Annotated in this window: 24 protein-coding genes; 17 read left to right on the top strand and 7 right to left on the bottom strand. The window is 61.2% G+C overall.

Going from position 1 to position 24,579, the window contains the following annotated elements:
* The first annotated feature begins 47 nt into the window (after positions 1-47).
* The 6 genes from OKB87_RS17270 (at position 48) to ilvN (ending at position 5,198) form a co-directional block, all read left to right on the top strand.
* Positions 48-671, top strand: a complete 624-nt coding sequence (locus tag OKB87_RS17270; protein ID WP_011704823.1) for a TetR/AcrR family transcriptional regulator — start codon at positions 48-50, stop codon at positions 669-671.
* Positions 672-797: 126 nt separating this feature from the next.
* Positions 798-1,298: a phosphatase PAP2 family protein gene (locus tag OKB87_RS17265; RefSeq protein ID WP_043162413.1), complete on the top strand. Its 501-nt coding sequence runs from the start codon at positions 798-800 to the stop codon at positions 1,296-1,298.
* Positions 1,298-2,407 (top strand): MJ1255/VC2487 family glycosyltransferase, encoded by a 1,110-nt coding sequence (locus tag OKB87_RS17260; RefSeq protein WP_270828106.1) that lies wholly within the window; start codon positions 1,298-1,300, stop codon positions 2,405-2,407. Before OKB87_RS17265 ends, OKB87_RS17260 begins: the two co-directional genes overlap by 1 nt.
* Before the next feature lie 36 nt (positions 2,408-2,443).
* Positions 2,444-2,596 carry a hypothetical protein gene (locus OKB87_RS17255; protein WP_011704826.1) on the top strand — a complete coding sequence of 51 codons (153 nt, stop codon included), beginning with the start codon at positions 2,444-2,446 and terminating at the stop codon, positions 2,594-2,596.
* Between the two features lie 389 nt (positions 2,597-2,985).
* Positions 2,986-4,704 (top strand): acetolactate synthase 3 large subunit, encoded by a 1,719-nt coding sequence (locus tag OKB87_RS17250; RefSeq protein ID WP_011704827.1) that lies wholly within the window; start codon positions 2,986-2,988, stop codon positions 4,702-4,704.
* Positions 4,704-5,198, top strand: a complete 495-nt coding sequence (gene ilvN / locus OKB87_RS17245; RefSeq protein WP_011704829.1) for an acetolactate synthase small subunit — start codon at positions 4,704-4,706, stop codon at positions 5,196-5,198. Before OKB87_RS17250 ends, ilvN begins: the two co-directional genes overlap by 1 nt.
* A 406-nt stretch (positions 5,199-5,604) precedes the next feature.
* Here ilvN and pta read toward each other — a convergent pair whose 3' ends face one another.
* Positions 5,605-7,776: a phosphate acetyltransferase gene (gene pta, locus OKB87_RS17240; protein ID WP_017410280.1), complete on the bottom strand. Its 2,172-nt coding sequence runs from the start codon at positions 7,774-7,776 to the stop codon at positions 5,605-5,607.
* A gap of 51 nt (positions 7,777-7,827) precedes the next feature.
* Complete coding sequence (locus tag OKB87_RS17235; RefSeq protein ID WP_011704831.1) at positions 7,828-9,030, bottom strand: acetate kinase; 1,203 nt, start codon at positions 9,028-9,030, stop codon at positions 7,828-7,830.
* Positions 9,031-9,332: 302 nt separating this feature from the next.
* Between OKB87_RS17235 and yfbV the strand changes: the two genes are divergently transcribed.
* Positions 9,333-9,773 carry a terminus macrodomain insulation protein YfbV gene (yfbV, locus tag OKB87_RS17230; protein WP_011704832.1) on the top strand — a complete coding sequence of 147 codons (441 nt, stop codon included), beginning with the start codon at positions 9,333-9,335 and terminating at the stop codon, positions 9,771-9,773.
* Positions 9,774-9,828: 55 nt separating this feature from the next.
* Here the strand turns inward: yfbV and OKB87_RS17225 are convergent, their stop codons facing one another.
* From OKB87_RS17225 to OKB87_RS17215, 3 genes are all read right to left on the bottom strand, one after another.
* Positions 9,829-10,329, bottom strand: a complete 501-nt coding sequence (locus OKB87_RS17225; RefSeq protein ID WP_010634968.1) for a YfbU family protein — start codon at positions 10,327-10,329, stop codon at positions 9,829-9,831.
* Positions 10,330-10,737: 408 nt separating this feature from the next.
* Positions 10,738-11,202: a thioredoxin-dependent thiol peroxidase gene (gene bcp, locus OKB87_RS17220; protein WP_270828094.1), complete on the bottom strand. Its 465-nt coding sequence runs from the start codon at positions 11,200-11,202 to the stop codon at positions 10,738-10,740.
* Positions 11,203-11,223: 21 nt separating this feature from the next.
* Entirely contained in the window at positions 11,224-11,757 is a 534-nt protein-coding gene (locus OKB87_RS17215) for a glycine cleavage system protein R (RefSeq protein WP_017410282.1), read from the bottom strand.
* Positions 11,758-12,040: 283 nt separating this feature from the next.
* Between OKB87_RS17215 and dapA the strand changes: the two genes are divergently transcribed.
* From dapA to OKB87_RS17200, 3 genes are all read left to right on the top strand, one after another.
* Positions 12,041-12,928 carry a 4-hydroxy-tetrahydrodipicolinate synthase gene (gene dapA / locus OKB87_RS17210; protein ID WP_011704836.1) on the top strand — a complete coding sequence of 296 codons (888 nt, stop codon included), beginning with the start codon at positions 12,041-12,043 and terminating at the stop codon, positions 12,926-12,928.
* The gene (gene bamC / locus OKB87_RS17205) at positions 12,921-14,045 is read left to right on the top strand and encodes an outer membrane protein assembly factor BamC (RefSeq protein WP_011704837.1); all 1,125 of its coding nucleotides are present in this window, start codon (positions 12,921-12,923) and stop codon (positions 14,043-14,045) included. The genes dapA and bamC overlap by 8 nt, the downstream gene beginning before the upstream one ends.
* Before the next feature lie 65 nt (positions 14,046-14,110).
* Complete coding sequence (locus OKB87_RS17200; protein WP_024944314.1) at positions 14,111-15,214, top strand: phosphoribosylaminoimidazolesuccinocarboxamide synthase; 1,104 nt, start codon at positions 14,111-14,113, stop codon at positions 15,212-15,214.
* Positions 15,215-15,356: 142 nt separating this feature from the next.
* Here the strand turns inward: OKB87_RS17200 and OKB87_RS17195 are convergent, their stop codons facing one another.
* Positions 15,357-15,959, bottom strand: coding sequence for a short chain dehydrogenase (locus OKB87_RS17195; RefSeq protein WP_270828093.1), 603 nt, complete (start codon positions 15,957-15,959; stop codon positions 15,357-15,359).
* Between the two features lie 98 nt (positions 15,960-16,057).
* Here OKB87_RS17195 and OKB87_RS17190 point away from each other — a divergent pair, with 98 nt between their 5' ends.
* From OKB87_RS17190 to OKB87_RS17175, 4 genes are all read left to right on the top strand, one after another.
* Positions 16,058-16,957, top strand: a complete 900-nt coding sequence (locus OKB87_RS17190) for a LysR family transcriptional regulator (RefSeq protein ID WP_219281734.1) — start codon at positions 16,058-16,060, stop codon at positions 16,955-16,957.
* A 72-nt stretch (positions 16,958-17,029) separates the two neighbouring features.
* The gene (locus OKB87_RS17185; protein WP_270828091.1) at positions 17,030-17,671 is read left to right on the top strand and encodes a DUF2057 domain-containing protein; all 642 of its coding nucleotides are present in this window, start codon (positions 17,030-17,032) and stop codon (positions 17,669-17,671) included.
* Positions 17,672-17,743: 72 nt separating this feature from the next.
* Positions 17,744-18,181 carry an HIT domain-containing protein gene (locus OKB87_RS17180; protein ID WP_242796087.1) on the top strand — a complete coding sequence of 146 codons (438 nt, stop codon included), beginning with the start codon at positions 17,744-17,746 and terminating at the stop codon, positions 18,179-18,181.
* A 98-nt stretch (positions 18,182-18,279) separates the two neighbouring features.
* Positions 18,280-18,978, top strand: coding sequence for a DUF3334 family protein (locus OKB87_RS17175; RefSeq protein ID WP_016349593.1), 699 nt, complete (start codon positions 18,280-18,282; stop codon positions 18,976-18,978).
* A gap of 68 nt (positions 18,979-19,046) precedes the next feature.
* Here the strand turns inward: OKB87_RS17175 and OKB87_RS17170 are convergent, their stop codons facing one another.
* Positions 19,047-20,045: a DUF2860 family protein gene (locus tag OKB87_RS17170; protein ID WP_270828090.1), complete on the bottom strand. Its 999-nt coding sequence runs from the start codon at positions 20,043-20,045 to the stop codon at positions 19,047-19,049.
* A 207-nt stretch (positions 20,046-20,252) separates the two neighbouring features.
* Here OKB87_RS17170 and arcB point away from each other — a divergent pair, with 207 nt between their 5' ends.
* From arcB to OKB87_RS17155, 3 genes are all read left to right on the top strand, one after another.
* On the top strand, positions 20,253-22,565 hold the full coding sequence (gene arcB / locus OKB87_RS17165) for an aerobic respiration two-component sensor histidine kinase ArcB (RefSeq protein WP_270828089.1): 2,313 nt from the start codon (positions 20,253-20,255) through the stop codon (positions 22,563-22,565).
* A gap of 28 nt (positions 22,566-22,593) precedes the next feature.
* Positions 22,594-23,949, top strand: coding sequence for a dGTPase (dgt, locus tag OKB87_RS17160; RefSeq protein WP_270828088.1), 1,356 nt, complete (start codon positions 22,594-22,596; stop codon positions 23,947-23,949).
* A 321-nt stretch (positions 23,950-24,270) separates the two neighbouring features.
* A complete protein-coding gene (locus OKB87_RS17155; protein ID WP_011704847.1) occupies positions 24,271-24,474 on the top strand; it encodes a hypothetical protein in 204 nt (67 codons plus the stop codon).
* Positions 24,475-24,579: the final 105 nt, after the last annotated feature.

Raw genomic sequence — 24,579 nt, 5'->3', positions numbered from 1 at the left:
CAATCAGATCGACTTGTCAGTTTTTGCTGAATTATCCGAGGTATTAAATGGAAAAACGTAGACCTGGTCGTCCGGTCGGACGTTCTGACATTCGTGACAAGTTGCTCTCTGCCGCCCGTGAGCGTTTTCTCAACACCCCCTACAGCAAGGTGACGACCCGTGAGATCGCCGAGCTGGCTGGCTCCAATCTGGCGATGATCCACTACTACTTCGGCAGCAAAGAGGGTCTCTACAAGGCGGTGCTGGGCGATGTGGCCGAGCCGCTGGACCAAGCCTGGCACGATGAGGCCGGCAACCGCAGCCTCAACGACCTGCTCAACACCTACTATCAGGTGATGGCGCCCAACAGCGAGCTGACCTCCGCCATCTCCAGCGCATTATCGACCGAGAAAAGCCCAGGTCGGGATTTTGTGCTGAACCGCCTGCTGGAACGCCAGCTGCCCCAGTTCGATGCCTTGCTGGAGTCCATGAAAAACAACGGCGAACTGGGTGACAACCTGGATCCCGAGATGCTGAAGATCTCCTTCCTCAGCATGATGTGGCAGCCGTTCGTGATGAAGGATCTCTACGAGCAGGTGTTCGGCCTGACCGTGGATGAACACTTCATGGCCCGCCTGGCGGATCACAACTGCCGTCTGATGGAAAACGGTCTGCGCGGCACCCTGAACTGATCATTTGCCACCTAAGACAGCAAAAAGGGCCATTTGGCCCTTTTTTCATAAATCTGTTATCCCACGTTCAACCAAGTGTCACCCCGTCGCCCTAGTCTGCTCCAAGACTTCAGGGAAGGAGGGGTTATGAACAAGATCCAGCAATGGGACCTGCAGGTGTGCCGTATCTGCCTGCTGCACGCCTACAACCGGCCACAGGCCAGGATCAGCCGGCTCATCTCCCGTACCGGTGATGGCCCGCTCTACGCCGTACTGGCGGCCCTGCTCTGGTGGCAGGGGGAGGCCGAGCGCGAGCTGGTGAAGCTGGCGCTGCTCGCCTTCGCCTTCGAGCTGCCGCTCTACCTGCTGCTGAAGAACCTGCTCAAGCGCCAGCGCCCGGTGGGGCTGCCGGTCTTCATCACCCCTTCCGATCGCTACAGCCTGCCCTCCGGTCACACCGCCGCCGCCTTTTTGATGGCAACCGTACTGGCCGCCAGCTTCCCGCTCTGGGCCCCCTTGCTGTTTGTCTGGGCCGCGCTGGTGGGGGCGTCCCGTCTGCTGCTCGGGGTGCACTATCTGAGCGATCTGGTGGCCGGCGCCCTGCTCGGCGGTGGCTGCGCCCTGCTGGCGCTCGGCTGGGGCCAATGATGAAGATCCTGTTCGGGGTACAGGGCACCGGCAACGGTCACATCAGCCGCAGTCGCACCCTGGCGCGGGCGCTGCGAGCCCGTGGTCTGGAGGTGGACTATCTGTTCAGCGGCCGCCCCGCGGACGGCTACTTCGAGATGGCCGAATTCGGCGATTATCGTGCCTTTCCCGGCATCACCTTCGTCAGCCACGAGGGGGCCATCTCGGGCTGGCGAACCCTCAAGGGGCTCTCGCCGCTGCGCTTCTGGCGCGACATGCGGGCGCTCGACTGCCGCGATTACGATCTCGTCATCAGTGATTTTGAGCCGATCAGTGCCCACGCCGCCCGTCGCTGGGGCAAGCCGAGTCTTACCATCAGCCACCAAGCGAGCTTCGACTGGCCCATTCCGCGCTGGGGGGAGAGCGGCTTCAACCGTCAGCTGATGCGCCACTTCGCGCCGGTGCGCCAGGCGCTCGGGTTGCACTGGTTCCACTTCGGCCAGCCCTTGCTGCCACCCATCATAGACGCCATCCCGCCCGCCCCCGACAATCAGCAGATCCTGGTCTACCTGCCATTTGAGCAGACCGAGGCGATCGCTGCCCTGCTGTCGCGCTTCAACCAGCAACGCTTCGTCTGCTTTCATCCGGCCATTCGCAGCGCCAGCCAGTGGCGCAACATAGCGTTCGAGCCGCAGGCGAGGGAGGGGTTCAAGCTGATGCTGGCCGGCTGTCGCGGGGTCATCACCAACGGTGGCTTCGAGCTCGCCTCGGAGGCGCTCTCCCTTGGCAAGAAGCTGCTGGTCAAGCCGCTGGGGGGCCAGTTCGAGCAGCTGACCAACAGCAAGACCCTGGAGCTGATGGGGCTGGCCCGTCTGATGGATGCACTCGATGCCAACGCGGTGAGGGCCTGGCTGGATGCCGCCGCCCCTGGCCAGATTATCTACCCCGATGTGGCCAGCGAGCTGGCGGGTTGGCTGGCGGATGGAGCGCAGGAGAGCGTGCCGGCGCTCTCTCGCCGGCTGTGGGCTCGCACCTTGTTCCCGGAAGAGGTGTGCGATCGGCTGAGCGAACTGGAGGGGGGCAGCCCGCTAAACAGCAGTTGGTTATCGCAAGTGAGCGCCTTTGACTAGACTGAGAGGGATCCCACCAAGGAGAGGACGGACACCATGCGCTTTACCAATGAAAATGGCGACACCATGAATCTGGCGGACAATCTCACCCTGCACGAGCTGCTGGACATGGGGGTTAGTATCTCGGTCTGCGAGGAGACGGATCCGGATCAGCAGATCTGGCTGGCGGAGCCCGAAGAGGATCACTGATCCCCTGCCAGGCTTGCGGGCCCACCCTGGCGGTGGGCTTATTTTTTTCCATTCAGGGCCGCCGTGACAGCATGATCCGCTGGTCATTCCCCCAACTTCCCCGCATTGTCCCCACCCTTTTTCTCAAGTCACTGAATGTTAATAGCTGTTTGAAATTTATGACTGTTCTGGTCAGACAAAGCCGTGGACAAGCGTTCACAAGCGGGTTAAGTTGGTTTTTCACCCGCTTTTCGGGTGAATGATGGAAAAAACCTATTTTTCTACTATCGACAGCGCCGAACTCGCCGGGTCCGTATTCAGACAACAACAATGCACGGACTGGCGGTGCCGGGAAGCAGCGGACTGCCGATAGCTTTCGCTTAACGGAGCAAAGCCTGGAGGGCTTTATCATGGAGATGTTATCAGGCGCCCAGATGGTGGTTAGAGCGCTGGAAGATCAGGGAGTTGAGCACGTTTTCGGCTACCCTGGTGGCTCAGTGCTCGACATCTATGACGCTCTCTTTGAAAACGGCAAGATGGAGCATGTCCTGGTGCGGCACGAGCAGGCTGCGGTGCACATGGCGGACGGTTACGCCCGCTCCACCGGCAAGGTGGGCACTGTGCTGGTGACCTCGGGTCCCGGCGCCACCAACTGCATTACGGGGATCGCGACCGCCTACATGGACTCCATCCCCCTGGTGATCCTGTCCGGCCAGGTGCCGACCAGCATGATCGGGGAGGATGCATTCCAGGAGACCGACATGATCGGCATCTCCCGCCCGGTGGTGAAGCACAGCTTCCTGTGCAAGAAGGCCAGCGACATTCCCGACGCCATCAAGAAGGCCTATTACATTGCTGCCAGTGGCCGCCCGGGGCCGGTGGTGGTGGATCTGCCCAAAGACGTGCAGAACCCGAAAGAGAAGTTTCCCTATCAGTATCCCGAGACGGTGTCCCTGCGCTCCTACAATCCGACCAAGTCGGGCCACAAGGGGCAGATCAAGCGCGCCGCCAAGCTGCTGGTGGAGGCCGAGCGTCCGGTGATGTACGTCGGCGGCGGCGCCATCAATGCCAATGCGGATCACCTGGTGACCAAGCTGGCGGAGCTGTTGAACCTGCCGGTGACCACCACCCTGATGGGGTTGGGGGCCTTCTCTGGCACCCATCCGCAATTTATCGGCATGCTGGGGATGCACGGCACCTTCGAAGCGAACAAGACCATGCACAACGCGGATCTGATCTTCGCCGTGGGTGCCCGTTTCGATGACCGCGTCACCAACAACGTGGCCAAGTTCTGCCCCAACGCCACCATAGTTCACATCGACATCGATCCCACCTCCATCTCCAAGACGGTGCAGGCCCATGTGCCCATCGTCGGCTCGGTGGAAACCGTGCTGGAGCAGATGCTGGAAGTGATCCGCGAGTGTGGTTTCGACAACGACAAGCAGGTATTGGCGGACTGGTGGAGCCAGATCGGCCAGTGGCGCTCGCGCAACTGCCTGGCCTACGAGACCCACCCCACCCTGATCAAGCCACAGCAGGTGATCGAGACTCTCTACAAGGTGACCAAGGGGGAGGCGTTCGTGGCCTCCGACGTGGGCCAGCACCAGATGTTTGCCGCCCTCTACTACCCGTTTGCCAAACCGCGCCAGTGGATCAACTCCGGCGGCCTCGGCACCATGGGGTTCGGCATTCCGGCCGCCATGGGCGCCCAGTTTGCCAACCCGGATGCGGTGGTCTGCTGCGTGACTGGCGACGGTTCGGTGCAGATGAACATTCAGGAGCTCTCCACCTGCATGCAGTACGGGGTGCCCATCAAGATCATCTCCATCAACAACCGGGCGCTGGGCATGGTCAAGCAGTGGCAGAAGATGTTCTACGGTGGCCGCCACAGCCACTCCTACATGGAGTCGCTGCCTGACTTCGTCAAGCTGGCGGAAGCCTATGGCCACGTCGGCATCGCGGTGAGCGATCCGGCCGAGCTGGAGAGCGCCATGGAGAAGGCCTTCGCCATGAAGGATCGGCTGGTGTTCATGGACATCTCGGTCGACCCGGATGAGCACGTCTATCCGATGCAGATAAAGTTCGGTGCCATGGACGAGATGTGGCTGAGCAAGACGGAGAGAACCTGATGAGACACATCATTTCAGTACTGCTGGAAAACGAATCCGGCGCCCTGAGCCGGGTGGTGGGCCTCTTCTCCCAGCGCGGCTACAACATCGAGACCCTGACGGTGGCCCCCACCGAGGATCCCACCCTGTCGCGCATGACCATCGTCACCATGGGTGACGAGCGGGTGCTGGAGCAGATCCAGAAGCAGTTGCACAAGCTGGTGGACGTGCTCAAGGTGTGCGATTTGAGCGAGGGTGAGCACATCGAGCGGGAGATTGCGCTGGTCAAGGCTCGTGCCGCCGGTGGTGGCCGTGACGAGCTGAAACGGCTGGCGGATATCTTCCGCGGCCAGATCGTCGACGTCACCCCCGAGCTCTACACGGTGCAGCTGGTGGGTACCAGCGACAAGCTGGACGCCTTCATCAAGACGGCCGCCCAGACCAACGAGATCATCGAAGTGGTGCGCTCCGGTGTCTGCGGCATCTCCCGCGCCGACAAGGCGCTGCGCCCCTGAGCCGGTGGCTGGCAGGTTTGTTGTCCAAAGGGGCTCTTCGGAGCCCCTTTTTCATGGGCGCAAGGCGGTGCAGGGGAGTGGGCTGGGTTTGTCATTTTCTTTCAAATGATCGGTAAACTATCCACAAAAGCTGTGGAAAAGTCTGTAGATTAGCGGTGGGTCTGACGTTAGTGTGCTGATCTTAAAGAAGTATTTGGATCTGATCTCGGCTGGGGCGCAATTGTGCAATCGCCTCTGGCGGGTGTGAGCGTTTGCTTATCCCGCCGCCCTTGCCGGGCTGGCCTCTGAACGAGAATGCTGGATCCTAACTGGATCCTGGTTTGATCTCGCGGATCAACATCTGCCCGTCAGCCATAAAAAAAACCCGCCTTGCGGCGGGTTTTTCAACAGGGATAAGCTCGGTCGATTACTCGGCCTGGGCTGCCTGGATACCGGTCAGGGCGATGGTGTAGACGATGTCGTCCACCAGGGCGCCACGGGACAGGTCGTTGACCGGCTTGCGCATGCCTTGCAGCATCGGGCCGATGGAGACCAGATCCGCGGAGCGCTGTACCGCCTTGTAGGTGGTGTTGCCGGTGTTCAGGTCCGGGAACACGAACACGGTGGCTTTACCGGCAACCGGAGAGTTCGGTGCCTTGGACTTGGCCACGTTCTCCATGATGGCCGCATCGTACTGCAGCGGGCCATCGATGATGAGATCGGGGCGCTTGGCCTTGGCCAGCTCGGTGGCTTCACGCACTTTCTCTACATCGGCGCCGGCGCCGGAGGTACCGGTGGAGTAGGAGATCATGGCGACGCGCGGCTCGATGCCGAAGGCGGCAGCGGAGTCGGCGGACTGGATGGCGATCTCGGCCAGCTGCTCGGCAGTGGGATCCGGGTTGATCGCGCAGTCACCGTAGACCAGTACCTGGTCCGGCAGCAGCATGAAGAAAATGGAGGAGATCAGGGAAGAGCCCGGAGCGGTCTTGATGATCTGCATCGGCGGACGGATGGTGTTGGCAGTGGTGTGCACCGCGCCGGATACCAGGCCGTCAACTTCATTGCGCTCCAGCATCATGGTACCCAGTACCACGTTGTCTTCCAGCTGTTCGCGGGCAACCACTTCGGTCATGCCCTTGTTCTTGCGCAGCTCGACCAGTCGGGCCACATAGCGCTCGCGCACGGCAACCGGATCGATGATCTCGACGCGGTCGGTCAGGACCACGCCCTGCTGTTCGGCAACGCGACGGATCTCTTCCGGGTTGCCCAGCAGGACCGGACGGGCGATGCCACGCTCGGCACAGATGGCGGCAGCCTTGATGGTCCGCGGCTCTTCCCCTTCCGGCAACACGACACGCTTGTTGGCCTGACGGGCCAGTTCGGTCAGCTGGTAGCGGAAAGCTGGCGGGCTCAGGCGACGGGAACGAGTGGACTTGGCGGAGAGAGACTCGATCCAGTGCTTGTCGATGTGGCCAGCCACATAGTCCTGCACCAGCTCGATCCGTTCGCGGTCATCTTCCGGAATGTCGACGTTGAAGTTCTGCAGGCTGACGGCAGTCTGCCAGGTGTTGGTGCCGGTGATCATGATCGGCAGGCCGGTGGCCATGGCCTGTTGGCACAGCGCCATCACCTGTGGTTCCGGATGGTAGTTGCCGGTCAGCAGCAGGGCACCCAGCTTGACGCCGTTCATGGCGGACAGGCAGGCGGAGACGATGACGTCGGAACGGTCGCCGGAAGTGACCAGCAGGCTGCCCGGACGGAAGTGCTCGATCATGTTGTGAATGGAGCGGGCACAGAAGGTCACGGTCTGCAGGCGACGGCTGTCCAGCTCACCCTTGTGCAGGATCTTGGCGGCCAGATGCTTGGCGAGATCCTTGGCGCGCGGGGCGATCAGCTGGGTATTCCAGGGGATGCAGCCGAGGATGCGCAGCGGGCTCTTGCCGAATACCTGCAGCACTTCCAGGTTATGGGCGGCATCGGAGGTGTGGTGGTGGGCCTCGAACATCTCGGTCAGGTCGGGGCGGGTCACTCCATGCTCGTCAACCGGTGCACCCACCTTGTTGATGACGCAACCAACGATACGGGGGTTGTTGACGCCACCGAAGTTGGAGCAGGCCAGCTCGATACGCTCTTTCAGCTTCTGGCTGGAGTCGTTGCCCGGATGGGTCACGAACACCATGTCGGCGTCCAGCGCCTTGGCGACGTCGTAGTTCAGCTTGTTGGCAAACGGCTGCTTGTCGGTCGGCACCATGCCTTCGATGACCAGCACTTCGGCACCGCTGGCCTTCACGTGCTCTTCGAAGCGGGCCACGATCTCTTCCAGCAGGATATCGGTGTTGCTGGAGGTGATCATGTTCTCGGCGTAGGAGAGGGCGAACGGCTCGGGCGGGTTGATGTTGGCAGCGGCGCGGATCACGGCGGTGGAGCGCTCGGTACCGGTTTCACCCGGACGCGGCTGAGCGACCGGTTTGAAGAAGCTGACATTGACACCGTGACGCTCCATGGCGCGAACAACGCCAAGGCTCACGGAAGTTACGCCGACACCAGTGCCGACCGGGATAAGCATAATAGTGCGTGCCACTTTATACCCCTTGTTCATTTTTGGGATCAGGAAAAGGCCGCCCTTGGGCGGCCTTGCTCTACAGCGAAATTATGCGCCAACCAGTTCCAGCGCGTCGTGGGCGATGACCCACTCTTCATTGGTCGGGATAACCAGGGCTTTGGTGGAACCAGCCTTGGTGATCTCGCCACCCTTGCCGAAACGAGCCTTCAGGTTGGCGTCGTGATCGACGTCGAAGCCCAGCAGACCCAGCTTGTTCAGGGTGATTTCACGGATCGGGGCGGAGTTTTCACCGATACCACCGGTGAAGACCACGGCGTCCAGACGACCGTCCATGGCGGCGGCGTAGGCGCCGATGTACTTGGCCAGGCGATAGCAGTAAACGTCCATGGCACGCTTGGCTTCTTCTTTGCTGTCGTAGTTGTCTTCAACGAAACGGCAGTCGGAAGTCACTTCGGTCAGACCCTGCAGGCCGGACTCTTTGGTCAGCATGGTGTTGATGTCGGCCACGCTCATGCCCAGCTTGTCGTGCAGGAAGAAGATGATGGCCGGATCAATGTCACCGGAACGGGTACCCATCACCAAGCCTTCCAGCGGGGTCAGGCCCATGGAGGTGTCGACGGATTTGCCGTTCTTGATGGCGCAGACGGAACCGCCGTTGCCCAGGTGGCAGTTGATGATGTTCAGTTCTTCCACCGGCTTGTTCAGCTGCTTGGCGGCTTCCAGGCTGATGTAGTAGTGGCTGGTGCCGTGGGCGCCGTAGCGACGGATGCCGTTCTCTTTGTAGAGCTTGTACGGCAGGGCGTACAGGAAAGCTTCTTCCGGCATGCTCTGGTGGAACGCGGTGTCGAACACGGCAACGTTCTTCTCGGCCAGCGCCGGGAACACGCGACGGGCTTCACGGATACCGATCAGGTGAGCCGGGTTGTGCAGCGGCGCGTACGGTACGGCGGCTTCGATGCCGGCGATGACGTCGTCGCAGATGCGCACGGAAGAGGTGAAGCGCTCACCGCCGTGTACCACACGGTGGCCGATGGCGATCAGGTTCTTGGACAGCTCCGGGTTGAGCGGCAGGATCTTGTTGACGATGTAGTCCAGCGCTTCCTGGTGAGCGGCACCGGCGCCCAGATCGGCACTGCCTTTCTCACCGTTCAGTTTCCACTTGATGCGGGCGTCGTCGAGGTTGAAGCACTCGGCCAGGCCGGACAGCAGGTCATCACCGGTGGTTGCGTCAATGACAGCAAACTTCAGGGACGAGCTGCCACAGTTAAGAACAAGAACCAGCTTACTCATGAATAAATCCTATCGCAGATTGGGTTGTGTAGGAGGATGCGTTGGACGAGCCGTGTCCAAAAACTTTCAACTTATCCTTATGAGGGTTGGCAATCTGTTGCTTGCCCCTTGTATAGTGATACAAGACCCGAAATCCAGACGTCCCTGACAGCGTAACGGCAGGCCGTTGGCGCAAAAATTGGGCGTACAAAGGATAACCCGATTGTTGAAAAATAACAAAGTCATCCTCAACCTTTGTTATTGCGCATCAAATATTGTCGTGGTTTTGCCGTTAATACGTTCAAAAAGAGCTCGGAGGTAGCATGAGCATGAACATTTTTGGAACTAAGTTACAGCAAGGCCGTCATTATATGACCCTTTGGCCCCGCCGTCCCGAGCTTAATTCCATGTTCCCGGAGAATCGGGTGATCAAGGCCACCGAGTTCGCCCTCAAGGTCATTCCGGCGCTGGCGGTGCTCAGCGTCATGCTGCAGTTCCAGTTCGGCGAGCTGCACTACTGGCCTTCCGTCATGACCTCGGTGCTGTTTCTGCTCAGCCTGCCGCTACAGGGCTACTACTGGCTCGGTCAGCGCGCCGATACCCGCCTGCCGCCCTCCCTTGCTAGCTGGTATCGCGAGATCAACGGCAAGATGAACGAGCAGGGCGGTCGTCGCCAACTGGTGGCTCAGCCCAGATACGAAGAGCTGGCCGATACCCTCAACGCCGCCTTCAAGCAGCTGGACAAATCCTTCCTCTACGAGTGAGGCCTGTGGCCCATGACTCGGACCAAGGCGCCTCGCAGCGCCTTTTTCATGCCTATCAGGCCGCCAGGACCTTGCGGATCTCCTGAATGGAGAGCTTGTACTGACGCGGGCACTGGCGCCAGACCGCCAGCATGCGCTGGTATTTGTCACGCATGGCGATGTCGCTGGAGAGCTCGTCGCACGGGCACTTGAGCTCGGGGAAGCGCTTGTCCACCTCGAGCAGGAAGCAGACATAGTCGGCCAGCTCCCGCTCCTGACTGCGGCTGTAGCCGTTGAACTCCAGCCGGCTGGCATTGATTTCGCCCTGATCGGCCGCTTCCAGGTTGCCCCAGGAGATGGCCAGCGCGTGGTGCAGTTCCAGGGTGTCGATCACCTCCTGGCAGGTGGCCAGATCCAGATGGCCGAAGCTCTTCTCCAGTTCGAGGATCTGCAGGCAGTAGCCGCGCTCGATGATGGTGCTGGCCCGTTGGTAAAACGCCGCCTTCTCCGGATTGAGTTTGGCTAGGATCTCGTACTGGTTGCTCAGGATCAGACGTTCGGTGTGGCTCATGTTCATGGGCTTTTCTCACTGGAAAATGAAACTGGGGCCACGTTAACCCATATATAAGATGAATTTTTTGATCTGGCAGGGGAGGTTGGCGAGATAGCGGGGCGGGAAATCAACGTCGGCCCCGGCTGGTTAATTAAATGTAACGGCTGGCGGCTTGCTTTCTGGCTCGCTGGCGCAACAATAAGGGCGTCATTTGGCCTGTGCCGAAAGACCCGTCACCAAGGCATCCCATCGTGGATGCAAGCCGGCGCCTTCATGACAAATGAGAACGTCGCCGCCAGTCACTTGCCTGGCAGGCGAGCCGAAGGACCGGGCATCGTGCCACCCGCAACGCGAGGCAGGCAACGACATGCGAATAAAAAAGGGCCTGCACTTGCAGGCCCTTTCCATATCGGCAGTACCGGTATCTGGGGTTCAGCCCTTGAGCAGGTCGAGTACCACCTGATGGTGATCGCTGGTCTTGAACTTGTCGAAGCGATGGCTAATCTTGCCCTCTTCGTCGATGAGGAAGCTCAGCCGGTGGATACCGTCATACTCCTTGCCCATGAACTTCTTCGGGCCCCAGACGCCAAACGCATCGGCCACCGCATGATCTTCATCGGCCAGCAGGCGGAAGTTCAGGTTGTCGCGCTCCTCGAATTTTTTCAGCCGCTTGGCCGGATCCGGGCTGATGCCGAGCACCATCACATTGAGGGCGGCCAGCTCGGCGTTGACGTCGCGCAGGCCACAGGCCTGGGTGGTGCAGCCCGGGGTCATCGCCTTGGGATAGAAGTAGACGAGCACTTTCTTGCCGCGCAGGTCGGCAAGACGTACCTGGTTGCCGTCCTGGTCGGACAGGGAAAAATCGGGGGCCAGGCTGCCAGCGGATAAAGGTTGCATGGGATCTCCTTGGATGAGCCGTCAGGCGTGTTTGTTGTTGACGATGAATTCGAACGATTCTGCACCCAGTTCACGACAGAATCCGGCGAAGGCCGTCTGCGAGCCGGCCGCCTCTCCCTGCTTGGCCAGATTGAGCTGAAAGCTGGCCTTGAGCAGGTTGAACGGCTGCTGTTCCAGGGTGATGGTCTGCATGGCCTGGATGTCCCAGCCGTGATCGCTGAAGAACTGGGTGCACTGGCTTACGATGCCCGGCTGGTCCCGGATCAGGATCTCGGCATTGGCGCTGATGTCGTATTGCAGCGACTGATGGCGTTCGGTGCGCTTCATCATGGTGATGAGGTCCCACTCCTGGCTGCGCAGGGGCAGGCTTATCTCGAGCTGCATCAGGCTGTTCCAGTCACCGGACAGCAGCATGATGAAGGTGAATTCATTGCCGAAGATGCCAAGACGGCTGTCGACAATGTTGCAGCCACACCCACTGACGTGGCGGGTGACCTCATTGACGATGCCAGGCCTGTCCGTGCCGATGGCCGTTACGACCAGGTAATGAGTCATAAATCTTCTCTCGTCCATTAGCGGGTTGCGAATGTGGATGCAGTGGCATGGCCCGAAGGGGCTGGCCATGGGCCACTGCCAGCGATCCTGCATGGCAACCTTGTTGAGAATCTCGTTGCAACGAGCACGGTATCGGGGTGTCACGACCAGCGTCCGGCGTGTTCCACCGCGGCTCGCGCAGTGCGGTTTTTGCCGGATGGTAACACGGCTTGCCCCTGGCCTCCCTTGTTTTTCCAAGGGGGCAGCTTTACCATAACGCCCCTGAAAATCGGGAGAAATATCCATGTTGCGCGGTAGTATTGTTGCCCTCGTTACCCCCATGCTGGCTTCAGGCGAAGTCGATTGGGCCAGTCTGGCCACTCTGGTCGACTATCATGTCAGCGCCGGGACCAGCGCCATCGTGGCGGTCGGGACCACGGGGGAGTCGGTGACCCTGAGCGAGCAGGAGCACATCGCCGTCGTGGAGAAAACCGTGGCGTTGGCCGCCGGACGCATTCCGGTCATTGCCGGCTGCGGCTCCAACAATACCGCCCATGCTATCGACCTGGCCAAGCGCTTCGCCGAAACCGGCGTGGTGGCGGGTCTCTCGGTCACCCCCTATTACAACAAACCCACCCAGGAAGGCCTCTATCGTCACTATTGTGCGATCGCCGAGGCTAGTGGTCTGCCCCAAATTCTTTATAATGTGCCCGGTCGTACCGGTTGCGATCTCAAACCGGAGACGGTAGCCCGACTGGCCAAGGTGCCCGGCATCATAGGCCTGAAAGAGGCGACCGGGGATCTGAGCCGTACGCCGCTGCTGCGCGAGCTGTGCGGCGCACAATTCGCGCTTTATAGTGGCGATGATGCCAGTGGATGTGATTTCATGCTGCAAGGCGGGGACGGAGTCATTTCGGTCACCACCAATATTGCAGCGGCCCAGATGGCCGACATGTGTCGTGCTGCGCTGGCCGGTGATGCCGGACGAGCGCACGACATCAACAATCGATTGATGCCGTTGCATCAGACTCTGTTCTGCGAACCGAGTCCTATCCCGGTGAAGTGGGCCTGTGCCCAGCTGGGATTGATTGCGACGGCCACCTTGCGTCTGCCGCTCACCGACCTCACCCCCGAGGGCGAACAGGCGATGGCGCGAGCACTGACGACTGCGGAGTTGATGGCGAGTGTTTAAAGCAAATGGAAAGGGAAATGCAGTGCGCCTGGTGCTGAGTGTGGCGACCGTTGCCGTGCTGGCAGCCTGTAGCTCACCCCAGGAACGCAAGATGGCCAACCGTGGTTTCGAGTACGAGGATGCCCGCCTTGAAGGCCGTGCGTTTCTGGTGCCGGCCGGGTTGAATACCCCCGCTTTTAACAGCAGTTTCGACATTCCGGCCCTGCCCGAGAGCAGCCGTGACGGCGCGCTGGGTGCCAAGGTTGACGTGCGTCCACCCGCCCAGCTGCTGACCGTGGTACCGGGCAGCCAGGTGGTGGCCAATGCTGGCGAACCCACCATGGCCTTCTACGCCCTCAGCACCTCCCAGAGCGTGGAGCGAGATACCTGGGCCTTCCTGATGAACTTCCTCGCCCAGTACAAGGTCACCACCGAGAAGCTGGACCAGCAGGCCGGCGTGCTGCAGACCGGCTGGTTTGACAACACCAAGGCGCTCGACGGCTGGAGTGAAGAGGACGATGACTTCGTCATTCGCCAGCGTTACCAGTTCACCCTGCGCAACGATCCTCAGCGCCATGCCGTCAACATGTCGGTACGGGTGCTGGATCATGAAGAGACCGTCGATGGGGAGACCAGCAAGGAGCTGACCCCGGCGGATGCCCAGCGCTACGCGACCCGGGCCCTCAACCAGTTCTCGCTCTACTACGACAAGCAGCTCAAGTCCCGCGAACAGCACAAGGCCAACGATGGCATGGGGTTGGAACTGGGTCTGGACAACAACGAGCTGAGCGCCTGGATCGTCGATGGTTCGTTCGACCAGGTGTGGCGTCGTCTCAATCAGGTGCTGCCGGCCTACGGTTTCACCATCAAGGATACCCAGCAGTCGCTGGGCTGGATCGACGTGGAGTACGACGAGCCGGGCAGCGAATTCTGGAAGGCCAAGGGCAGCGAGCCGTTCAAGCTGGACGAAGACAAGTATCGCTTCCAGCTTGGCGAGATGGCGGGGGGCAAGACCTCCATCACCCTGTTCGACAAGGACAAGAAGCCCGTGTCGTCCGGTGTCATCTCCCAGATGTACATCAGTCTGTCCGAGGCATTCGCCAAGGGTCTGGCTGACCAAGCTGCAAAAACAGAATAGAAACAGGGGCCTTGTGCCCCTGTTTTGTTATGTAAACCCCCCACAAACAGGAAGTGTTACTTACCATGAGTCTTGCAGATCAAGTATTGGCGGTGAACGACGATTTGCCGATCCGTACCGATAAACCCGTCCATTCCGGCAAGGTGCGCAGCGTCTACTGGCTGACCGCCGCAGACAGTGCCCGCCTCATCCGCGAGAAGGGTTACGACGTGCCGGCAGATGCGCCGCTCGCCATCATGGTGATCAGTGACCGGATCTCGGCCTTCGACTGCATCTGGCAGGGCGTGGACGGGCTCAACGGCGTGCCAGGCAAAGGGGCTGCGCTCAACGCCATCTCCAGCCACTGGTTCAAGCTGTTCAAGGAGAAGGGGCTGGCCGACAGCCACATCCTGGACATCCCCCATCCCTTCGTCTGGATCGTGCAAAAAGCCCGCCCCGTGATGATCGAGGCGATTGCCCGCCAGTACATCACCGGCTCCATGTGGCGTGCCTACAAGGATGGCGAGCGCGAGTTCTGCGGCATCACCCTGCCGGAAGGACTGAAGAAAGATCAGAAGCTGCCCGAGATCCTCATCACCCCCTCCACCAAGGGCGTGCTGACCGGGCTGGACGGCGTGCCGGAAGCCGACGACGTCAACGTCTCCCGTGCCGACATCGAACGCCACTACCGGGGCTTCAACTTCAGCAAGCCGGCCGACATCGACCGCTACGAAGTGCTGCTCAAGGAAGGCTTCAACGTCATCAGTGACGCGCTGGCCGAGCTGGATCAGATCTTCGTCGACACCAAGTTCGAGTTTGGCTACGTCAATGACGCCGCCGGCAACGAGAAGCTGATCTACATGGATGAAGTAGGCACCCCCGACAGCTCCCGCATCTGGGATGGCGCCGCCCTGCGCGACGGCCAGATCGTCGAGAAGTCGAAAGAGGGCTTCCGCCAGTGGCTGCTCAACCACTTCCCGGATCCGGACATCCTGCTCAACAAGCACCGTATGCCCGAGCGTTTCGCCCTAGCCCGCGACAACAAGTTGCCGACCGAAGTGATGATGGACATCTCCAACACCTATGTGGGGATTGCCGAGAAGATCATCGGTCAGCCGCTGGTACGCAGCGCCAATCCGAAGCAGGAGATCATCGAGGTGTTGCGCGCGCAGTACGGGCTGATCGACTGAGGCACATCGCCTTTTTTGTTGCCGTAAAAACAAACGTTTGCCATCAGCCAACTGCAAGTCGGCATGCTGGCAGCAATGGAACGGGCCCCATCACGGGGCCCGTTTTTGTTGCCGTGCCGGCTGGGCGGCAGCAGGGCGGCGATCAGCCGTTGACCCTGAACACCTGGCCGGTCTGCACCCCCAGTACCGACTTCTGGTAGGCCTGCGCCACCCTGGCGGCGGGTACGGGAACGAAGCCCGGGAAGAAGCTGGCGTATTTATCCATCGACTCCGTCAGCACGGTCGGGCTCACCACATTGATGCGCAGACCCCGCGGCAGCTCGCAGGCCGCCGCCTTGACGAAGTGATCGATGGCGCCGTTGATGGTGGTCGCGCTCGCTCCCCAGTTGATGGGCTCTTCGCTCAGGATGCCGCTGATCAGGGTGATGGAGCCCTTGTCGTTCAGGTGGGGGATGGCGGCCCGGGTCAGGTTGATCTGGCCCATCAGCTTGCTCTGAAGCCCCACCTGCCACTGCTCGTCGGTCATCTCGGTGAGGGCGTTGAAGGCCACGCTGCCGCTGGCCACCACCAGCGCATCAAACTGGCCCAGCTTGGCGAACAGCGCCTTGATGGAGTCGGGATCGCGCATGTCGACCGTGGCGTCCCCCTGGCTGTGACCGACCCGGATCACCTGGTGGTCTTTGGCAAGCAACTCGCTGACGGCGGAGCCGACGGTGCCGGAGGCACCCACAATCACAATCTTCATCTGTTTCACTCCTGGTTGGGATGTGTTGATTCTAGCGCGATGAAAAGGGAGAAAAAGCGCGTAAAATAAACGCATTGTTTCCATATTGGAGCTAATGAATGGACATTTCCCACCTGGCCAGTTTTTATGAGGTGGTGCAAAAGGGCAGTTTCTCGGCCGCAGCCGACAGCCTGGGGGTGAGCAAGGGGATGCTGAGCCGTCACGTCAGCGCGCTGGAATCGACCCTCAATGCCCAGCTGCTGCAGCGTACCACTCGCCGACTCAGCCTCACCGAGGCGGGCCGGACCCTCTATCAGCAAGCCGGCGAGATCTTCGCGCTGGCGCGTCAGGCGGAGCAGGATATCCAGGCGCTGACCGAGGAGGATGGCGGCCGGCTGCGCTTCACCTGCCCGGTCAGTACCGGCGATCGCATGGTGAACGATCTGCTGGCCCGCTTTGCCGAGCTCTGCCCCGGCGTTCAGGTCGAACTGAACTTCACCAACGCCATGATCGACATGAGCCAGGGGGAGCACGACATCGCCCTGCGCGCCATGAGCAGCATTCCCGACAACCTGGTGGCCCTGCCGCTCGGCAGACTCAAGGACGTGGTGGTGGCCAGCCCGGTTCTGCTGGCGCGGGAGGGGATCCCCGCCACCCCTTATGAGCTGGGCGGACGGCCCTGTCTGCTGCAGGGCCACAACCCGGCCTGGGAGCAGTGGCACTTTCGCAAGGGAGAGGAGGAGGCGCACATCCTGGTGCAGGGCAAGGTGCGGGCCAACCACTACAGTACCGTGCTGCAGCTGGCTCGGGCCGGCATGGGGTACGCCAAGTGTCCGCTGATGCTGGTGGAACCCTGGCTGGCGCAGGGGGAGCTGGTCACCGTGCTGGCGGAGTGGCAGACCGGGTTGCACCCGCTGCACGTCCTGCACGCCCAGCAGCGGCGGGTGCCGCGCAAGATCCGGCTGTTCAAGCAGGTGTTGGCCCAGTGGTTTGCCGAGCGACCTCATTACCTGCTCTGAGCCCTCGTTATTTTTCTGTCATCTTCGGCTGCTAGCCTGCGCCCATCAACGCGAACAGGAAGATGAGCAAATATGAAGGGTTATCGGTACGGGCGTGGGGTATCGCTGCTGTGGGCAGCGCTGGGCATGAAGATGGTGCTGGGCAGTGCGGCTTGGGCGGCCGTCGAGGTGACGGTGCCGGCGGATTTCCAGATCCTGGCGGTGAGTGCGGGCACGCTGCACGACGAGCAGCATGCCACCCTGCCGGATGGGGAGCAGCAGTTGCTGGTGCGTTATGAAGGGGTTATCCCGAGTCGCAGCAGCAGCGAGAATGACCGCCAGCTGCGCTCTGTGCCGCAGGTGTTGCGTTATCAAGCCAGTCAGCAGCAGGTACGACTGGTAGCCAACTTGCCGAGCGATGAACAGGGCATGGCGCAGTATGCCGAGTCTCCCGTCATGGGGCTGCAGGCCGGTGGCCAGCGCATTGCCAGCCAGCAGGATGCGCTGATCACCAGCGGCATGCTGATAGGGATGGACTGGCGGGCCAAGCTGGGCGAATACAACCAGAGCGGCGGCAAGGCGGCATTGAGCACGGTCGTGCCTGTCACCGCAACCGCCGGTGTGGTTGAACCGGTGGCGGCCAGCGCGTTGGAGGGGCAGTTGCAGCAACTCTTCCTCAAAGCCGACCCCGCGCTTCGCAAGCGCTTTGTCAGCTGGGCCGTGCCGCGACTTTAAGTTTGCGGCCCGTTGCAGTAACGTGGGTGCTCTCATCGTGCATCGCGCCCACCTTACGTCAACGAGGTCTTCATGTTTGAACTGCACAGCCGCCTGCAGGCAGATACCCGCCTGCTCGGCGATCTGCCCCTTTGCCGCGTCTTGCTGGCCAAGGACAGCCAGTATCCCTGGCTCATCCTGGTGCCGAGAGTGGCCAATCTGCGGGAAATTCACCACCTGGCACCGGCGCAGCAACGGCAGCTGATGGAGGAGTCCTGCGCGGTCGCCACCCTGATGGAGCAGGCGCTGCGGCCGGACAAGATCAATGTGGCGGCGCTCGGCAATCTGGTGCCCCAGCTGCATCTGCATCATGTCGCCCGTTTCAGTACCGACAAGGCCTGGCCCGGTCCCATCTGGGGGGCTCACCCCTCCGTGCCCTATGAGGAAGCCGCATTGCTGGCAGAGGCGGCCAGCTGGCGTCTCAAGCTGGCCAATCTGGCCGGATTCAGTCCGCTTGGCACTGACAATTGAATCAACTGAGAGGCTGCTCGCTATTTCGAAGCCCAAGCCGCGCTATCTGTTAGAGTTATGGTATAGATAAGCCCATTTTCGATGTTCAGGAAGGTCCCATGATAGTGACAAGAGCCGACAACGATACCGTATTGACCACAGAGGACGTGCTGCTGAGCCTGTGCCATTCGGTCACGGATGTATTGAGTGCGGCAACCCAGAGTCAGGTGCGTTTCTCCGGCATGGTGCAGCGGATCAGCAAGACCTGCCTCAAGCCGGATATTGGCTGCTTCGTGCTGTTTGACGGCGGCTTCTCCGGCCTGGTGGTGATCAACTTCTCCGCCTCCGCCGCCATGGAGCTGTACGAGAGCTACATGCTCAGCATGGGGCTTTCCAAGGAAGATCTCGCCATCTCCCATACCTCGGACGAGGTGAGCAACGTGATGGGCGAGCTGATGAACCAGATCGTCGGCAGCTTCACCGTCAAGGTCGGCCGAGATCTGCAGACCCACATCACCCAGAACCAGCCGAAGATGCTGGCCCTCAACAAGCAGGTGATGCTGAGCGTCGATACCAACCTGGACAGCCCGGAGTCGCGCCGGGTCACCTTCTTCACCGCCCGCAACAACATCTTCTATCTGGAGCTGGCGATGGACAAGACCGAGTTCATCCGCATCCACAACGATGGCATGGATCAGGAGGAGCTGGATCCGGATGCCCTGATCGCCCAGACCAAGCGCGAGGCTGCCCAGCCGGCTCCGGCCGCCGCCCCGGTGGCCAACGATCACGACGATCTGCTCGACTCGCTCGGGATCTGATGGCCGCAGGCCGTTGCAAATGACGAGGCCACCCATGGGGTGGCCTCGTTTGTTGATGCGGGTCAGGTTTAGAAGTTGTAGAGCAGACCCGTGCTGAAGCGGGTGGACTGGCTGTCGTAGAAGTTGATGTCCGAGTCGGCGCTGGCATAGGCGGCGGTGAAGGTGGCGGCGAGGGCGTTGACGCCAAACAGGTTGTGCCAGAAGAAGGTGCCGTTGAGGGCGAATTCGTCGGCATCGGCATGCTGGCCGAAGATGGGGTTCGCCTCGTCATACTTGCGCTTGCCGGTATAGAGGTTGCTGACGAAGGACCACTGGGGGCCGCGCTTGGCATAGGTCAGCTTCAGCCCGGTGTTCTTGAAACTCTCGGCGCTGCCGTCAAGGCGAGCCTGCTTGTAGACGATGGCTGGCTCCAGCAGCTGGTTGCCGCCAAAGTGCCACTGGTAGGAGAGCTCCATGTCGTGCATCTTGCCGTTGCGATCCAGCATGTCGGCGTAGTGGGTGCCGTGGCTCTGGTCATACTGCTGGCCGCTGCGCTCCTCATCCATGTCCACCTCCCGGGTGGTCAGGTTGCCGTAGAAGTTGCTGCCCCAGATCTTGTCCCAGGCAAAACGCGCCCCTTTTGATTTCACATCGGTAGAGCTGCGATCCACCCCGGTGGCGAATGGATCGCTCCACAGCTCGACCGGCATGACGTTGAACACCAGCGAGGTGGCGACTATGCCCTTGTCACCCATCTCCTGGCGCAGGCCGAGCTGCTGGGTGAAGTCGAAGCGTACCGCGTCCTGGATCAGGTTGCCGAGGAAGATCTGGGTACGGGTATCGGCAAAGGTGTAGCGGATATCGGCGTTGAGCAGCGGCGTCAGGCCGCTCTCGCTGTCGGGCGAACCGAGGTCATTGATGCGACTGTGGTTGTCATCGCCGGCATAGAAGTTGGACTTGTAGCTGACGGCGTTGACCCCGCCCAGCAGGAAGCCGGACCAGCCGGACTGCTTGGGGATCTCGCCCAGATCGGCGTGGGCGGCATTGGCTGCCAGCAGGCCAAGACTCAGCAGGGTGAGATTACGCATCGATGAGACTCCTGAAATATCAGTTGGTTGAATTGAACGGCCGAACATTATAGCCAGCCAGGCTTAACCCGGGCTGACCGAATTGACTCCGGCATGCTACCCCAGCGGGCGGAGGAGGTTAACCGATAATTTATCGTGCGACGGCACAAGAGTTCGGCGCGCCGTGCTGGTATTCTGTTCGGCGAATATCGGGGAGAAAACAATAAGATGAAACAAATCAAATCCTGGGCGCAATATTACGTCGACCTGATGACCAAACTGGGACTGGTCCGCTTCAGCATGTTCCTGGCCACCGGCATCATAGTGCTGGCCGTTTCGATCCAGATGGGGGTCACCCTGTTCCTGCGCGGCACCGTGGACATCGTCGACCTGGTGCGCTCGGTCTTCTTCGGCCTGCTGGTCACTCCCTGGGCCGTCTATTTTCTCTCCATCGTGGTGGATCAGCTGGAGGACTCCCGCCAGCGGCTGACTCGCATGGTGCGAAAACTGCAGGACATGCGTGAGCGGGATCTCGAGCTCAACAGCCAGCTGCAGGAGAACATCAGCCGCCTCAACGCCCAGATCGCCGAGACCAACCGGGCCGAGACCCTGCGCCAACAGGCCATCGAGGATCTGGAGAACGAGGTGTTCCAGCGCGAGAAGGCCCAGCTGCATCTGGGGGAGCGCACCGCCCTGCTGCGCTCCTTCATCGACTGCTCCCCCGATCTGGTCTACTACCGCAACGAAGACGAGCAGTTCTCCGGCTGCAATCGCGCCATGGAGGAGCTGACCGGCAAGGTGGAGGCGGAGCTCATCGGCTTGACCCCGTTCGATGTCTACAAGCATGACATCGCCAGCAAGGTGGTGGAGACCGACAAGCAGGTCTTCGCCCAGAATGAGCCGCTCACCTATGAGCAGTGGCTGGAGTACCCAGACGGTCGCAAAGCCTACTTCGAGCTGCGCAAGGTGCCTTTCTTCGATCGCTTCGGCAAGCGGCTCGGCCTGCTGGGTTTTGGTCGCGACATCACCGAGCGCAAGCAGTATCAGGACAAGCTGGAGAAGGCGAGCCGCGACAAGACCACCTTCATCTCCACCATCAGCCACGAACTGCGCACCCCGCTCAACGGCATCGTCGGTTTGAGCCGGATGCTGATGGATACACCGCTCGATCCCAAGCAGCACCAGCAGCTCAAGACCATACACCTGAGCGCGGTGACGCTCGGCAACATCTTCAATGACATCATCGATCTCGACAAGCTGGACCGGCGCCGGCTGGAAATCGCCCCGACTCCCATCGACCTGCCTGCCTTCCTCGACGAGCTGGAGACGCTGTCGCGCATCCAGGCGGAGCAGAAGGGGCTCTATCTGCATTTCGACCGGGATGGCGACGTGCCGCAGTTCGTGATGGCGGACGGGACCCGGTTGCGCCAGGTGTTGTGGAATCTGGTGGGCAATGCGGTCAAGTTCACCGACGAGGGGGGGGTGACGGTGCGCTGCCTCACCCACCCGGCCGACACACCGGGCAAGCTGGCGCTGCACTTCGAGGTGGAAGATACCGGGGTCGGCATTCCCCGCGCCCAGCAGGAGAAGATCTTCGCCATGTACTATCAGGTGCAGGGCAAGAAGCACGCCACCGGCACCGGCATCGGGCTGGCGGTCTCCCGCCAGCTGGTGCAGGCGATGGGCGGCCAGCTCTACGTGGACAGCGACCCGGGCGAGGGCGCCTGCTTCACCGCCGAGCTGGAGGTAGACTGCGTTGCCGCCCAGACGCCCGCGGCCGAGCCCGAGATGCCCTGCCTCGATATCCTGCTGGTGGAGGACGTCGAGCTCAACGTGACCGTGGCCTGCGCCCTGCTCAACAAGCTGGGCCATGAGGTCAAGGTGGCGCGGGACGGCGCCCAGGCACTGGCCATGGCCAATCCCGACGATTTTGATCTGATCCTGCTCGATATCCAGCTGCCGGACATGACCGGCTTCGATGTGGCGGAGCAACTGCTCGCCCGCTACGGCGACAGCCTGCCGCCCATGGTGGCACTCACCGCCAACGCCACCGGCGATCGCCAGTACTACCGGGATCACGGCATGCAGGATGTGATCAACAAGCCGCTCGGTTCGAAGGCGGTGCGGGAGGTGATTGGCCACCTGTTTGCCGATCTGGCCGAGGATGAGGCGGATGAACAGGCGGATGCAGACAGTCAGGATGCGCTGCTGGACTTGCCCTTCCTCACCGATTATGCCGATACCGTGGGCAAGCAGGTGCTGATCTCCAGCGTCGAGCTGTTCGAGAAGATGATGCCCGACTACATGGAGGTGCTCGACTCCAACATGATTGCCCGGGATCAGGCCGGCGTGGTGGAGGAGGCGCACAAGATAAAAGGGGCGGCGGGCTCCATCGGTCTGCGCCGGCTGCAGCAGCTGGCCCAGTTGATCCAGAGTCCGGATCATCCCGCCTGGTGGGAGAACGTGGAAGACTGGATAGAGTCGCTGCGCCGTGAATGCCCGGGTGACATCGCCCGCTTGAAGCGCTGGCTGCTCTCGTAGACGCGAGCCGCAGGCAAGGAGCCGCAACATGTATAGCCGTTTGATTACCCCCGAGCGCATCCATCGCTGGGGTGACGAAGATCTGCTGGAGGCGACCGAACAGGATCGCGCCCGCATCGTGCAGGCGGCGCCGGTGCGTCGGCTGCAGCAGAAGACCCAGGTCTTTCCGCTCGACGTGAAGGCCTCGGTACGCAGCCGTCTCACCCATTCGCTGGAGGTGCAGGAGACCGGCCGCCAGATCAGCCGCCGCATTCTGGCGACCCTGCCGGCGGGGTCGGTGTGCGAGGGGGCCTTCATCAATCTGGTGGAGATGTCCTGCCTGTTGCACGACGTCGGCAACCCGCCGTTTGGCCACTTTGGCGAGCAGGTGATGAGCCAGTGGCTGGCGCAGGCGCTGGATGGGTTGTTTGCCGAGGCCCTTGGCAGCGCACCCAGCTCGCAGTGGGCAACGCTTCGCCAGGATCTGCTGGTGTTTGACGGCAATGCCCAGAGTCTGCGGTTGGTGCACAGCCTGCACGAGCTGAACCTGACCCTGGGACAGCTGGCGGCGCTGTGCAAATACCCGCAGCAACCCCTGCACGGCGGTCAACATCACGGCTGGGCCAGCAAGCGCGGCATCTTCTTCAGCGAACAACCCCTCTACCGTGCCCTCGGTCAGAGCCTGGGGTTGGCCCCCGGCTGCCGTCATCCGCTGGTCTACATCATGGAAGCGGCCGACGACATCTCCTACTGCATCGCCGACCTCGAAGATGCGGTGGACCGGCGCATCCTCAGCCTGAGCGAGCTGCAACAGGCGCTGCGGCTGGCCGATGGCGGTGCCTACATGGCTGGCTTGCTGGCGGAGGCGACCGCCTCGGGCAGGGGCTTCTTCCCCCACTTTCGCCAGCAGCTGACCCGGGATCTGGTGGAACGGGCCGCTCACACCTATGTGAGCGAGCACCCGCAGATCCTGAGCGGCGCCTATCCCCAGGCCCTGCTGCACGGTCAGGCACCGGCGGCGCGGGTGCTCGATACCCTCAAACAGGTGGCTCGCGAGCTGGTGTTCATGCGGCCCGAGGTGGAGGCGCTGGAGCTGGAGGGTTATGCCGCCCTGCGTGGGGTGCTCTCCACCTATGCCTGTCTGCTGGCGCTGCCGGCCGCGCAGTTCGAGCGGCTGCTGGCCGGACAGGGGGGCAGCGAGCTGTTCTTCGCCCGCCGGTTGTTTCATCGGCTGTCGGCCCGTCATCTCAAGGCATACCGGTTGGCGGTGGCCAGCCGGGATCCGCGCTTCAGCGACGGGGCGGAACAGGAGTGGTACTTCCGGGTGCGACTGCTGCTCGACTACGTGAGCGGCATGACGGATACCTATGCGCTGGAGGAGTTCCGGCTGTTGTCCGGGATCTGAGCCGGAGCAGCACGGGTCAGCCTGTGCCGGATGAGTATTGATAGATGACCCACCTCCCCATATGGGGGTGAGGTTATTGTATAAAATTCGGTCTTTTTTTAGACTGTGGCAACTTGTTCAACTTTCACTCGGTAAGGAGACGGATATGCAACATTCAATGCTAAACGTTGCGTTCGACCGCTGCATCAGCAGCGCGAAGACTCGTGCTCTTTTTCTGCCGCGTGGAGGAAACAGGTAACACCTGCTTTTTCATCACCCGCGGTTGTCCCGCAGGGTGATCTCCTCTCTCCGGGGGAACCGCACGTTCAACTGGAGAATATTATGTCTATCGAACTGACCCTGCTGCGCACCGTCGAAACCCTGGTCCAGAAACGGATTACCCGGCTGGAGCGTCGTGTCAGCTACCTGCATCTGTCGCCTGCTCTGCTCAAGGACATCGGTCTGGAAGGGCAAAATGTGCAGATCGCCCACATCCGTGAGCGGGAATATCAAACCGGCTTCCGGCTCGGGAACCGAATAACCTGATGATGTGGGGCTTGGCCCCCTTCTTGCTAGAAAACGGCAGGCGTGAGCCTGCCGTTTTTCGTATCCGGACGAGTTCTGTTACGAATTTCTATTCGCACATTTTGC

The sequence above is a fragment of the Aeromonas sp. Y318-1 genome, assembly GCF_027706125.1.
GTDB classification, from domain to species: Bacteria; Pseudomonadota; Gammaproteobacteria; order Enterobacterales; family Aeromonadaceae; genus Aeromonas; species Aeromonas hydrophila.
This window is presented reverse-complemented; position numbering and strand designations above follow the sequence as displayed.

Bases quoted from the DNA above. Each gene is read 5' to 3' on its own strand.
- yfbV (WP_011704832.1), top strand. From the start codon at position 9,333: ATGAGCATGAACATTTTTGGAACTAAGTTACAGCAAGGCCGTCATTAT.
- OKB87_RS17155 (WP_011704847.1), top strand. From the start codon at position 24,271: ATGTCTATCGAACTGACCCTGCTGCGCACCGTCGAAACCCTGGTCCAG.
- OKB87_RS17265 (WP_043162413.1), top strand. From the start codon at position 798: ATGAACAAGATCCAGCAATGGGACCTGCAGGTGTGCCGTATCTGCCTG.
- OKB87_RS17250 (WP_011704827.1), top strand. From the start codon at position 2,986: ATGGAGATGTTATCAGGCGCCCAGATGGTGGTTAGAGCGCTGGAAGAT.
- bcp (WP_270828094.1), bottom strand. From the start codon at position 11,202: ATGCAACCTTTATCCGCTGGCAGCCTGGCCCCCGATTTTTCCCTGTCC.
- OKB87_RS17270 (WP_011704823.1), top strand. From the start codon at position 48: ATGGAAAAACGTAGACCTGGTCGTCCGGTCGGACGTTCTGACATTCGT.
- arcB (WP_270828089.1), top strand. From the start codon at position 20,253: ATGAAACAAATCAAATCCTGGGCGCAATATTACGTCGACCTGATGACC.
- OKB87_RS17190 (WP_219281734.1), top strand. From the start codon at position 16,058: ATGGACATTTCCCACCTGGCCAGTTTTTATGAGGTGGTGCAAAAGGGC.
- ilvN (WP_011704829.1), top strand. From the start codon at position 4,704: ATGAGACACATCATTTCAGTACTGCTGGAAAACGAATCCGGCGCCCTG.
- OKB87_RS17200 (WP_024944314.1), top strand. From the start codon at position 14,111: ATGAGTCTTGCAGATCAAGTATTGGCGGTGAACGACGATTTGCCGATC.
- OKB87_RS17180 (WP_242796087.1), top strand. From the start codon at position 17,744: ATGTTTGAACTGCACAGCCGCCTGCAGGCAGATACCCGCCTGCTCGGC.
- dgt (WP_270828088.1), top strand. From the start codon at position 22,594: ATGTATAGCCGTTTGATTACCCCCGAGCGCATCCATCGCTGGGGTGAC.
- pta (WP_017410280.1), bottom strand. From the start codon at position 7,776: ATGAACAAGGGGTATAAAGTGGCACGCACTATTATGCTTATCCCGGTC.
- OKB87_RS17185 (WP_270828091.1), top strand. From the start codon at position 17,030: ATGAAGGGTTATCGGTACGGGCGTGGGGTATCGCTGCTGTGGGCAGCG.
- OKB87_RS17195 (WP_270828093.1), bottom strand. From the start codon at position 15,959: ATGAAGATTGTGATTGTGGGTGCCTCCGGCACCGTCGGCTCCGCCGTC.
- OKB87_RS17215 (WP_017410282.1), bottom strand. From the start codon at position 11,757: ATGACTCATTACCTGGTCGTAACGGCCATCGGCACGGACAGGCCTGGC.
- dapA (WP_011704836.1), top strand. From the start codon at position 12,041: ATGTTGCGCGGTAGTATTGTTGCCCTCGTTACCCCCATGCTGGCTTCA.
- OKB87_RS17235 (WP_011704831.1), bottom strand. From the start codon at position 9,030: ATGAGTAAGCTGGTTCTTGTTCTTAACTGTGGCAGCTCGTCCCTGAAG.
- OKB87_RS17175 (WP_016349593.1), top strand. From the start codon at position 18,280: ATGATAGTGACAAGAGCCGACAACGATACCGTATTGACCACAGAGGAC.
- OKB87_RS17255 (WP_011704826.1), top strand. From the start codon at position 2,444: ATGCGCTTTACCAATGAAAATGGCGACACCATGAATCTGGCGGACAAT.
- OKB87_RS17260 (WP_270828106.1), top strand. From the start codon at position 1,298: ATGAAGATCCTGTTCGGGGTACAGGGCACCGGCAACGGTCACATCAGC.
- OKB87_RS17170 (WP_270828090.1), bottom strand. From the start codon at position 20,045: ATGCGTAATCTCACCCTGCTGAGTCTTGGCCTGCTGGCAGCCAATGCC.
- OKB87_RS17225 (WP_010634968.1), bottom strand. From the start codon at position 10,329: ATGAACATGAGCCACACCGAACGTCTGATCCTGAGCAACCAGTACGAG.